Below are 12,051 nucleotides of genomic sequence, written 5' to 3'. Positions count from 1 at the left end.
AGGAGCATGATATCGGGCCATTCAAAACCAAAGCTGCAGCGATGACTGAAGCAGAGCGCCTTGCTGCCCTGCAGTGACAATGAAACCAGTCAAGCCCTGAATACCCTGGTGTCAGAACAGCGCTTACACTTGAGCAGCGCGTCGAGTGTTGCCTCCACGGATTTGCGTGGCGTTCCCATGAATGCAATGTCGTCGATGGTCTCATCGATAACGCTCGCGATGTTGCTTATACGTCTTTGAATTCACGCCGCCAGCGCAGCCGCCGAAGAAGATCATCGAGCTTCGGCTGGGCCATCCTCTCGGACTGAGGGTCGGCAGTTCATCCCTCACACCAGGTCTTTTGTCAGCAAGCTTCTTATTGCATTAAGCCGCAAATATCGGATAAGTTGTGTCGAAAGACTTCTCTTTATTTATTTCAGATAGAGGCGGGTGCCCATGACGGAAGAAAATGAAGTATCGAAACTCGTTGAAGTAAGTAATGCGGGGGCCGTTGACGAAGATCAGGTCAACGCCAAGATCTTGGAAGTCTGGCAACAGATGCTGCGTGACGATGACGCTCGTGCTGAGATTGCCGGGATCTTGTCGGTCAACGCGGGGGCCCTCGATCCCTCGACCCCGCCCGTGGTAGCCGAAGGCGGTCCGTCGGGTATTCTCCTAAGCGGCATCCTAATTTCGGTCGGTACTGCATTTCTTATGGCCGCCGGGAAGGAAGCCGGAGGGGTGGTCGGGAAGGCCGCCGCCGAGGCCCTTGTCGCGGCCATTCGCAACTTCTGGAACAGCAGGATGCGCGACGAGGTCAGCCCGTTCGGCAGCAATGTCCTCGGTCAGCCTAAAACCGGCGACGAGTAATTCGATGCCGCTCGATCCGGGTCCCAAGATGGCGACCGCTCTATGGATCGCCGCAGCACGGTTTGCCGATCCGCACGCCTGTGACGACGAGGCGGAGGAGGTTTTCCAAGCGCACCAAAGCATCTTCGCGACGTTGAACGGTCACGCCGTCAGGGCAAAGGGAACCATAAAAGCAGACGCCGAGATTCCCGTCAGTTGCAACGATGCCATCAGCGAGATCGCGGACATCGAGCCGCAACACATCTCGTTGCAGTTGCTGCGGAGCGCGCTTGGGGGTTTTGCCGTCACCCTCGTGCAAGGCAACGGGGATGGACGAGCCTGCCGGAGCGGCGCGTGCTGCGCCATCTGCGGAAGCGGCGTGCTCGAGATCGCCGGTCTCGTCGAGGTGCGCATCCGTCAAACGTTTGGCCGCGATACGGGCGGACTTGGCGATGACCCTGTCATAGAATATATGACGACCTCAACGCCGTTTGGTCAGCCGTTCGCACCCTTCAAGGTAACCGGTTCGACCGATACCACCAAGGCAACGCGCATCGTCCACACGATGCTTTTGGAAGGGCAACTCACGGCAGGCGATGTGATCGACCTCATCTACACACTTCATCACGAACTGATCTGCCATGCATTCCAAGGCTATCGAAGCGGACAGCCGAAGGGCAACGCGCCGGCGCAATGCCATTGGTCGGAGGGTTGGATGGACACCATGGCCTTCGATATCGCCGAACGCTGGATCGATGATGGCCAAAACGACTGGGTGCCCCTGAAGGGGGAGCGCGGCAAGGGCAGATTAAGAGCTTTCCACGAGTACCGCTACGGGGATCAGATACCGCTTCTCCGGTCCGACCTTACTCGCCGGCGCAATGCACGACAGTCGTTTCACGCTCTGGCGTCTATCCTTGAACAATCGGGAATGGCAGATTCGCCGGAGGAGGCCGCGGAATTGTCTCAGACATTCACATGGATGGCCAATACGCATCCGGAGGCTGAATGGCGTCGTCTCAAACATCTAGCAAGCCGGCTACAGCAAAGCCTGCTGAGCGCGATTCGCAACGAAGATGCAGTGACGGCGGCCCAAGCATGCATCGCTTTTCTTTCACACGGCGACCTCTCGATGCTGGAGAAAGCTCTCCCTTGATCTGACTGCTCTTGACTATTGGGGTTACATCCCCGATATTGAGGTTGATCAAAGGAGGCTGTTTTGATGAGCCATGACGAGAGATAGAGATGCTAGCCGCAAGCTGATGGGCGCCTTGCTGCGTTTGAGTGCCGGTAATACCGACACGTTCACAGCCAAAGAACTCGCTCATGCTGCGAGGGTAGAGGATGAGACGGCGCGTGATTTTCTCAAGCCGGATCGATCTTCGTTTACCGAGATAGTTGCTGCCACAAGTCGGGATCTCGCCGTCAAAGGCAAGCCGCCACATCGGTATAAGGTGACCGAAGAGGGACATCAACGGCTTCTGAAGGAGGTTGCCGCTCTCCGCCGCCAGATGATCGGTGCTCCGGATTCCATGCCGCGAGACGTCGTATTCAGACCTTTGAATGAATTGAAGGAGACGATTGATGATCTCGAAAATGCAATTGCTGACAGCGAGGAGTTCCTTGACCTCCTTGGTGAGGCGAGAGAGGGATTAAGCGGATGCCGCAAGGACCTGCGGGCACTTGAGGCACAGCAGTCGGAATATGCCGTTCAATACGCTCTAGAACTCGGGCGGACCGAAGCACGCATCCGTTCAGAGGCCGCTCGTAGTCGACCTGAGACGAAGCAGACCGACTATGTCCGCAAGATTGTCGACCTGTGGGGCTCCTGGCTCGATCGGCCGGCTTCCCCTTTCGAGCCACTCCTTATGCTGTTCGACGGCATCAAGGGCAAGGATCCGCTATCGCATGCGGTCATCCAGTCCTGTCGACAGGATGCCATATCGGTGGCCTCGTTTGACGTCGCCACCATGTCCGACACGGTGAGGCGGCAGTTGTTCGATGCACTTGGCAGATTACGTCAGGCAACGCCGCTTGCCGCCAGCAAGATGGTCTTGACGATGGACGGAGCGACGGACCTTGGACAGATTCTTGCCGAAGAGTTTAAGGTGCTAGCACGACCGATTATCGAAGAGGCCGGAACAGAACTGCCAGGATTGGGATGGTTCGATCCAACAGAGGTGCGACAATCCTATCTGTCGCAGCTGACGGACGCGCAAGGTCGAGTGCACGCGCCGCTGGCGCGCAATTTCGTTTCGAATTGCGCGTCCGCCTTGTGGGCGTTCGATGCGGCCAATGATGCACCGGAGACGACCATCACCGAACAGTTGATCGGGCAGGGGGCTGATCGCGACAAGCTGCTCATGGCGGCCCAGGATCTTCTTGGGAACGTCGTGTGTGTCGATTACAATTTCGACGAGACCACTCGGGAGAAAATGGCCGGCGCCCATGTCACCTACGCCTCCGGAGACAAGTGGATGGACGCCGGCTGAGGTTGCCCTTCTCGTTGAAAGAGACAAGGGTTTCACAGTCGACGCTAGCGGATCGGGGCAACCAGCCGAAGTCATCGCCATGGGGTCATATTTTCGCCTAAGCGATCAGAGGTCGGTCGGATCTGCAAATGTTGCCTCGGATACCGCCACTTCAAGCAAAGCGAGTCTGTCAAAAAAACGCTATTATGGGTCTTCGCTCTCTAAATGAACATTGCGGGCTGAAATCAAAGCGGTGCTGGACACTTCAAGCAAACTTGGCAGTTTGTGGCGGGACGTGGGCGAGATAGCCAAAGTCGCTCCTATTTGCCCACGAAGCAACGTTACGGTGCCGGATGAATGCCCGATGTCACCCCCCAATTCCGCTTGACTCGGCGAGTGACTTAGCTAAAGTTCAATTAAAGATTGAGGGCAGGAAGCCGGTCTGCATTCGATCGGCTTTGGCGGTCGTCAAGCCGCTGCAGCGATAATTGTTTCAATGACATACGAAGAGCCAGCTGCCCCGCGGGGGAGCGGGTTCTCAAAGTGCGCAATATCCGAAATCAGTTGGACGAGGGCGGGGCGATGTCCGATTTCGAGCATGCCGCAGATTCCCATGGCTTTCATTTCAAGATTTGGCGAGGCGAACGCATGACAATGATGGGCTTCGACGTCGAAGCCGCGGAAGACGACTTCGTCGGCTTCGCCATTGAGGTTAAATCGCCGCAATCTCAGGAATTCGTGCCGCTGCGCAACAGGCTGAATTTCTCCTATCCACAAGGTGCAGCTGCCGTCACCGGCGACCGCTTGTTTCCGACTGATAAGGCGCCCATCCAAAAATTCCGGTGGATCCATTTTCCCTACCACCCGACCGACGGGACGTATCAATACCGCGCCACGAAGATCCATATGCCTCGTGACGGCGACCTCGTTCAGGGGACACGGCTTGAGCTCGGGATCGCCCAGCAGGCTGTGACCTATGACGGCGTCGTCGACATCGGATTTACTCGTAACTTCGCCTCTTCGCAGGCCTATCGCGAGCAGTTCGGAAACAATGCCGACATCATTCCGAAAGACGCCGTTGATGGGCTCGATTTCAAAATGCTCGAGCTGAAGAACGATCGCGGCGAGAGCGTCTATGATTGGTTGGGATTCGAGGCACGGCAGCTTCTCCATGATTTCCTAAACGAGGCCGTCGCCGATCCGGCGATCTCGGTCGATTTTCTCGCGTACGATCTTAATCTACCGGATGTCGTCGCTAAGCTCACATCCCTTGGCGGGCGTCTGCGCGCCGTGATCGATAACTCGTCCTCCGACGACGAGGATGGCAACCCAAATGGTCATGATCTGCCGACCAGCTGCGAGAGCCGTAGCGCGGAGCAGTTGGCGGCGGCTGGAGCCGCAGTGCGGCGTACGCCCTTTCACAACTTGCAGCATCACAAAGTGCTCATTCAGCGTCGCAACGGCGTTCCGGTAAAGGCCCTTTGTGGCTCGACGAACTATTCGTTCCGCGGGCTCTACATCCAGGCGAACAACATTCTGGTCTTTACCTCGGCCGATGTGGCTGGCTTCTTCGGTACGATGTTCGACATGGCCTTTTCAGATCCGATGGCCTTTCGGAAATCGGCTTTCGCGAAGACCTGGCATGCCATACCGCATGCTGGTGGGCCGACCGTCCAGCTTTGCTTTTCCCCACATAGCGATACTGATCTGTCTCTCAATCCGATCGCGGCAGCGATCGACCAGGCGACATCCTGCGCTCTCTACTCCCTCGCCTTTCTCAACATGATGCGATCCGGTCCGACACTCGAGGCATTCGAGCGCCTGATCGACCGACCGATCTTCAGCTGCGGCAGTGTCGACAAGCGGGGTTCGCTTCACTTGATCAAACCTGATGGTTCGCGCGGTCTTGTAGATTTTCGCTACCTAAGCTCAAAGGCACCGGAGCCTTTCAAGAGCGAATGGTCCGGAGGGAAGGGTCGCAACGTTCATCACAAGTTTCTGGTGACCGATTTTAACCTGCCCACTGCGAAGGTGTTCACCGGCTCAAGCAATATGTCGCCGTCGGGCGAAAACAAGAATGGCGACCATCTGATCATGATCGAAGATCGCAAAATCGCGACCGCCTATGCCATCGAGGCGATTCGCGTCTTCGATCATCTGCAATTTCGAAACCGGATGTACAATGCCGACCATGCCGACAACGCGGGCCACGGCTCGCGACCGCGTGAAACCCTCGCCCTGAGAAAGCCGACAGCGATCAGCGGCAAGCCTGCCTGGTTCGAAAAATCCTACGTTTCCGGCAGTCAAGCCGAGCGAGATCGCCTGCTATTTTCGAAGTGACATCGATTCTCGCGCCAAACGCTTCGAGTTTCCATATCGCAATGGAGTGTCCCATGCCGCTGAAAAACTATTCAGTCCTTAAGGGTCGGCCGATCAACAATCGCCTGGCAACTGGCAGAAGTCCTCACTACCAGGTCCTGGTCTCGGCCAACGGAGAACTGCACCGGATTGCGATCAACGTTCAGTCGCAGGATGGCAGTGAAGTGCAGTTTCTTGTTCGATCCCGGTTCGAACATCCCGTGACCGCCAAGCTCAGTTCACTTGGCGAGGGGCTGCACGCGGCACCTCCCGTTCCTGACGGGTTGGCTCTCGACTTCATCCGCAGCAATCTGATGCAGCCTTGGGAGCTGAAGCCCCTGCCGATCTCGGTGGCTGGTCCGGACAACGATCTGAACGAGAAAATCGATGCCTATGTGCAGCGCGCGATGGCCGATGAGGAAGCCTGGATTTATGCCTTCGGCGAAACTTGGGGTCCGGAAACCAACAAGGCCGATAAATATTTTGGGTTTACGCCCGGCCGTGGCATCCACGACATTCACATGAACCAGGGCAATCCGCCCGGGAAATTCGACGGCGACAACGGCCCATATCAGGACGGGGCCCTCTTGTTCGAATTTCCGAGAGAAAGCCAATGGGTCGCCATTTTCCTGAAGTTTCAGACGCAGGCGTGGCATTCCGACGATGGAACGGCCAAGCCAATCGTTCCCCCGGACCCGAACCACAAGGGCGAGCCGCACACCCCTGTCGACCGCGATCACATTCCGCCCATGGACGTTCCCGATGGCCTTGTGCGCATCGTCGCAGCACTCGTCAACGATGTGCAATCACCCGAACATGAGACAGTGACCCTTCTGAACACGTCTGATGTGCCCATCGATCTTTTGGGTTGGACGATCAAGGACAAGCAAAAAAATACTATGCCGCTATCCGGCTCCATCGCGGCTGGCGCGACATTGGTGATTGACGTCAAGCAGCCGGTGGCGCTTTCCAACCAAGGCGGGATCATCACATTGGTCGATGCCAAAGGCGTTAAGGTGCACGGCGTATCCTATACAAGAGATCAGGCAAGGCAGCCCGGTCGGACGATACCCTTCCAGAGCTAATACCGCCACGGCGATCGAAGGGCGGGCGCCTGCGCTATGTCCTTTATCCATCGACGTTAAAAGGAGACTATTGTGAGCATATCCTGCGCGTCAGTCCTCCCCGCTGTTATCGGGGGAATTTTCCTCGTCGGCCTCTCGTCCGATGGTGCCGCTCAATCCTCGAGCTTGGGCGAAGCGAGCGCGAAGCTTACCGGTGAGAGCAGCCGAGAATGGCTTGGAGGGGACGTGAAAGTCTGGATGGGAAGCATCACCGCCTGCACGACCGGCGAGCGGTATCGCTTCTATACTGATAAGACACTGCATCGAGAAAGCTGTATTAACGGCCAAGTCAAGGTGTCGGACGGTACCTGGACTTTGGCTCAGGACGGCCCGATCGATATGGTTCTGACCATCGATGGGACCCGTTACCTGGTCATCTTTTTCGATGGAAAGGACAAGCTGCAGCACATGATTTTGCGCAGGCGGAGCGAGTCGAAGGTGGACCCGAACGTCGACCGCGAATTTGTCCTGTCCGGAGACTGATCGTGGAGGAATCGACCAAACGAAGCTGGGACGTAGGACTTGGTATCATCGGTCCGCTGATAACGGTGACCGGCATCATTGTAGGAGTTTGGCAATTTAATGTCGGTGAAGCGCAGAAGGCGGCATATGAACATGCGACGCAACTATGGATGAAGCGTCTTGAGACTTATACAGCTGTTGCGAAACTGGCAGGCAATATCGCTGCGCCCGCCGACGATGCTGCATTCACCGCAGCTGTGGCGCAATTCATGGCAGCCTACTGGAGCGAGATGATCCTCGTCGAGGACCCAGCCGTAGAGCAGGCTATGATCGCGTTCCGAGTCCAAATCGAAGATTTTCAGAATGGCCGAAGCACCCGCGATCAGCTGAAAGTCCGGGCGGATGTTTTGATGAAGGCTTTCAAAGAGTCGCTTGCAGCGGGTGAACCGATCCGATGAGTGCCGGTCTTATTCGAGTCCTTTTCGGGCTCCTCGTTCCGGCGCTTCTTGCCGTTGGAATTTGCGCGCCGCCGTCGAATGCGGCTGGTGGTCGGGGCTTGGCGTTCGACCTGTATGTAATCGCCGTTGGCTCTTCCTATTTCGCTGTCCCGCCGGCCAACGACGGTAGCCACGGTATGACTACCATCTCGGGGGCGAACAGAAGCGCACGCGAGCTCGCCAGTCGGTTTGCCGCAGGCGGGGCACGGTTTACGCTTCTTCTGACCTCCGATCCCCGTGGCCTAATCGCGCCTGGCGATGTCGACGCTGCCCTGGCAACTGTCGAAGCGAGAATTGCGAAAGATAAGCCGGGCAATCCACTGATCCTACTCTACATTGCCAGCCACGGCGTTTCTGAAGGTGTCGGCTGGAACCACTTCTCCGTGCCAGGGACGTTCCTTTATCCAGGAAAGCTTTCCGAGCTGGATATCGGATCCCTGTCGGCCGCAACGCTCTACGCCGGCAATTTGGCTGACCGCCTCGATCACAGCGGGGCACGTTATGTTCTCATTCTCGACAGCTGTTATGAAGGTCAGGCTGCCGACTTCGATTCGCCGATCCTGAGCGGGCCCGCAATTGAGAGCTTGAAATCGGTCGCCGACGTCATCCGCGTCGTGAACGAATTTCGCCAGGCCAACCCCGTCCTCTACTCGACGCCGCCCGGTACGCTGGCGAAGACAGTGGACGATCCCTATCAGCCAAACGCAACGCCGGTCGCGCCACTCGCACGTCGACTCATGTTGATCCTCGATCGTCAAGCGGCCGCGAAATCAACCCTCACCCTGGGCGACCTCGTCGGCGATCTAACGTCTCCCACGCTCGATAGCGCCACCAAACCCGCGGTAACCAACGCGGTACGCGACAAGGCGTGGTCAAGCCAGCTTCTCTCATTTGCTTTTTCCGCCGGACACACAGAGGGTCAGCTGGAAAAGCGAACTGGCTCGGCGAAGGCCGGAACTGTCTGTTGCATCCGAGACGCCTCGGCCGAGGTCGCAGATACTCCCGTGACGATGCGGGGGATTGTGGACATCGCTGGTGCGGCGGGCGAGTTCATCACAGATGGTCGGTCGCTGCACTTCAACGGGAACTTAGCGGTGACTCGAGAAAAACGCCAAGCACTGACATTTTCTTTCGAAGCAGATGGCGAAAGCTGGGAGATCTCGCTGTCGGCGCGAGAAAAAGAGGACCTGTCCGCTGGCGAATACAGCCCGGCCACGCGCTATCCTTTCGCGGCAGAAAATGAAGCGTCCATGTCCATCACCGGCGCTGGTCGCGCCTGCAATGAATCCACCGGACGTTTTACGATCCGGCAGATCAAGTTTGGCGCAAGCGGCGACTTTCTGTCGATCGACGCGATATTTCGACAGTTCTGCGACGGCAGCAAACTTCCGCTCGAAGGAGCGCTGGTCGTTAAGTAGGAGAGACCATTTGCAAGGATTAGTAAATGGACATGCATGCTGATGAAAATGGGCGTGCTTTATCCGAAGCGGCCTTCGAAATCGCACAGTGGATCATTCTCGCTGCCTACATTGATGACGACATCAATGACAGGATAGTCTTCAGACTCATTGTGTCACCACGATTCATGGCCGCGATCACTCCGATAGGGGCCGGCTTTGATGTCAAGGTCAGCACGGGAGCGGTGTCGGCGATCGTTGACGTTATCGCTCGGATCGCGGCAACAAATTCTCTCGATGATTTCATATCGGCCGATAGCCGACAGGAACTTGGGATAAACGATGAGGAAACCGCCTGGGACTTCGTTTTCGTCGCGGCAATGATCTTCCTGGCCTTGCACGAAGCGGGCCATTGCGTCGGCGGCCACCTATCGCTGCTGGTGGGGCCGCGCATGAGCCCCAAGAATTTGTCATTCTCCGAGAATGAGCGCAGGATCATCACGGCGTTGGCCGAAGCCGCTAACGACATGTCACTCACACCGCTTGACATCAGTCGGATGATGGAATTCGAAGCCGACGGCATGGCTGCAGATCTCATTTACACTGACTTTCTAAAAATCTTGGGTACATTCGAAGACCACGTCCCTACGGGCAGCCCTCCATCCGGGAAATGCCGCGTGGAGCTCATCCGTCTATGCACGCTCGCCATGACGATCGTTCTTGGTTTGATTGAACGCTATAGGCTGGAAAGCACGAGAAGCGGCCCGAGCCTACACCCTTTACCCCTTGGGAGGATGCTGAATATCGTCGGCCGACGCTTGCAGATGCTCCAGCGGAACACACTTCATCGAAATGAGGAAGACGCGGCAATTGTCGTCGATGTCGAAGATCCGGAGGAGTTGATTGACATCGCCCGGGATGCTTTCTGGCTGATGATGGTCGTGGACAAAGCACTTGGTAAACCCGTCTTCAATCCGCTTTCAGATGAGCTAGTCACGGCGACTGAATCAGGTTTCATCAGTGATTTGCAAGCCTACATGTCAGGTAGCGCGCCAAACCGGACAGAAGCCGGCACCGAGTTATCCGAACTCGCCACGCGAGCGGGTCCGTATTTGCGGCACCTCAAGACTTTCCGGCTCTGCGACTTCTGGCGATTGCAGGACGGAAAGGTCGACACCCAGCGCTAATCAATTCAGTGTCTCAAAGCATTGCTTTGCAGAACGACGAGCACGATTCCGATGACATCTTCGGTTGTCCTCGATATGTTTAGACGAGCGGCGGGGGAACCTATGGCAAGACGCACGACACCGACCTCAAATTTGCAGAAGGCGATGACAAAGACGCGCATTGCGCGCGATCTGGTCGAGCACATGAATCCGCCAGCTCAGGGCCGCAAAAAGCTGGCCGACGGCAGGTCGCTTTTCGATGTCGTGATCGAGTTCAATCGAGACTTTCCCGGAGGCGCGGCGGCTGCACGCGAATTCGTCAGGACCGTATCGGAACTGAAGCCTGACGATCCAATTGCGGAGCCCAAGGCTTTTTCGATGGGTTTCGCTTTTGACGATGAGGCCGACGACGCCACCGCAGACACAGATTCCGATTCCTTAGAAGATGATGAACTAAGAAACGCTCTACAGGCTCCGGCCCAGCTTGATTTTCAGCGTTCGCAATGGACCGATATGTACCTCTTCGCGCGGTTGCCGAGGGACGCGATACGGGTACTTTCGTCCTGGACGATGTCAAACGGCATGCCGCTCGTCTATAAGATCTGGCTTGACCATGAGGTGAAGCGGTGCGTTTTCGAATCTGTGAGGACCGTTAAGGGAGATGCCGCGCAGGCGGCGTTCGCGGCCGCCGGTAAAGGCATTGTCTGGGCCATCGCCGATACAGGCATTGATCAGAACGTCCCTCATTTCAATACGCTTGATACGCTTAAACTCCCGAACGGCCTGCAACATTACGATTTTACCGAGACCTACACCTCGGCCGCAGACGCCAGCGCCGGCGCCCTCGTTGACACGGATGGTCATGGCACCCATGTCGCGGGGATTCTTGCGGGAAGAACCTCGCTGAAAGATATGCCGGCTTCATATGACATCTCTGAAATTTGCATCAGGACGTCGATCCTCGAAGAGGACGGTACGACAAGAAATGTCGATGAGCCGCATGAAGGGATTATTTCCGGGATTGCGCCTTACTGTAAGCTTGTCAGCCTAAAAGTCCTTTCGCGCAACGATCAAGGTCGCATGAGTAATTTGCTCGCCGCGATCGGGTTTATCCAGCGTTCGAACGACAATGGCCGTACCCTCAAGATTCACGGCCTCAATCTCAGCCTTGGTTATTCCTTCGATCCCGCGTGGTTCGCGGCGGGGCAGAGCCCGCTCTGTGTCGAGATCAATCGTCTGGTTCGATCCGGTGTTGTCGTGGTCGCAGCTGCGGGAAATGCAGGCTATGGAACAGTCAACCAGTACAGTGGCAAGGCGGAGCGCGCTTCCCATGCCGGCACGATCATGGATCCCGGCAACGCGGATATGGCTATCACGGTGGGTTCGACGCACCGCGACATGCCGCATGCTTACGGCGTTTCCTACTTTTCATCGAAAGGGCCAACCGCAGACGGGCGAATGAAGCCCGATCTCGTCGCGCCGGGAGAACGGATCGTATCCTGTGCCTTGCCCGATCGTACCCGGCCTACCGTTGCCTTGTTTCGAGAGGATTCTGGTACAAGCCAGGCCAGCCCGCACGTGTCCGCCGCGATCGCGGCCTTTCTGTCTGTCCGGCGTGAGTTTCTGGGACAGACAGAGCGCGTGAAAGAGATATTTCTTTCCAGCTCGACAGATCTTCGAAGGCGTGTCGAATATCAGGGTGCGGGACTGATCGATCTCATGCGAGCACTTCAATCTGTATAAAGGGG

10 protein-coding genes are annotated in these 12,051 nt (G+C 56.8%); all 10 read left to right on the top strand.

The window, feature by feature from the left end:
• The first annotated feature begins 435 nt into the window (after nt 1-435).
• Nucleotides 436-849 (top strand): hypothetical protein, encoded by a 414-nt coding sequence (locus tag C5L10_RS22310; protein ID WP_105431438.1) that lies wholly within the window; start codon nt 436-438, stop codon nt 847-849.
• Between the two features lie 4 nt (nt 850-853).
• Nucleotides 854-1,984, top strand: coding sequence for a hypothetical protein (locus tag C5L10_RS22305; RefSeq protein WP_105431437.1), 1,131 nt, complete (start codon nt 854-856; stop codon nt 1,982-1,984).
• Nucleotides 1,985-2,057: 73 nt separating this feature from the next.
• Nucleotides 2,058-3,320, top strand: coding sequence for a hypothetical protein (locus C5L10_RS22300; protein ID WP_105431436.1), 1,263 nt, complete (start codon nt 2,058-2,060; stop codon nt 3,318-3,320).
• A 561-nt stretch (nt 3,321-3,881) separates the two neighbouring features.
• Nucleotides 3,882-5,639, top strand: a complete 1,758-nt coding sequence (locus tag C5L10_RS22295; protein WP_105431435.1) for a phospholipase D-like domain-containing protein — start codon at nt 3,882-3,884, stop codon at nt 5,637-5,639.
• A 53-nt stretch (nt 5,640-5,692) separates the two neighbouring features.
• Nucleotides 5,693-6,742 (top strand): DUF2278 family protein, encoded by a 1,050-nt coding sequence (locus C5L10_RS22290; RefSeq protein ID WP_105431434.1) that lies wholly within the window; start codon nt 5,693-5,695, stop codon nt 6,740-6,742.
• Nucleotides 6,743-6,814: 72 nt separating this feature from the next.
• Nucleotides 6,815-7,264: a hypothetical protein gene (locus C5L10_RS22285; RefSeq protein ID WP_105431433.1), complete on the top strand. Its 450-nt coding sequence runs from the start codon at nt 6,815-6,817 to the stop codon at nt 7,262-7,264.
• A 2-nt stretch (nt 7,265-7,266) separates the two neighbouring features.
• A complete protein-coding gene (locus tag C5L10_RS22280) occupies nt 7,267-7,701 on the top strand; it encodes a hypothetical protein (protein WP_105431432.1) in 435 nt (144 codons plus the stop codon).
• Nucleotides 7,702-7,799: 98 nt separating this feature from the next.
• Nucleotides 7,800-9,158: a hypothetical protein gene (locus tag C5L10_RS22275; protein WP_172717116.1), complete on the top strand. Its 1,359-nt coding sequence runs from the start codon at nt 7,800-7,802 to the stop codon at nt 9,156-9,158.
• Nucleotides 9,159-9,184: 26 nt separating this feature from the next.
• The gene (locus C5L10_RS22270; RefSeq protein WP_105431430.1) at nt 9,185-10,324 is read left to right on the top strand and encodes a hypothetical protein; all 1,140 of its coding nucleotides are present in this window, start codon (nt 9,185-9,187) and stop codon (nt 10,322-10,324) included.
• 102 nt (nt 10,325-10,426) lie between these two features.
• A complete protein-coding gene (locus C5L10_RS22265; protein WP_105431448.1) occupies nt 10,427-12,046 on the top strand; it encodes a S8 family peptidase in 1,620 nt (539 codons plus the stop codon).
• The last annotated feature ends 5 nt before the right edge of the window (nt 12,047-12,051 follow it).

It is taken from the genome of Neorhizobium sp. T6_25, from assembly GCF_002968555.1.
Classification (GTDB): domain Bacteria; phylum Pseudomonadota; class Alphaproteobacteria; order Rhizobiales; family Rhizobiaceae; genus Neorhizobium.
Note: the sequence above shows the minus strand (reverse complement) of the source record. Positions and strands in the feature narration are given on the sequence as shown.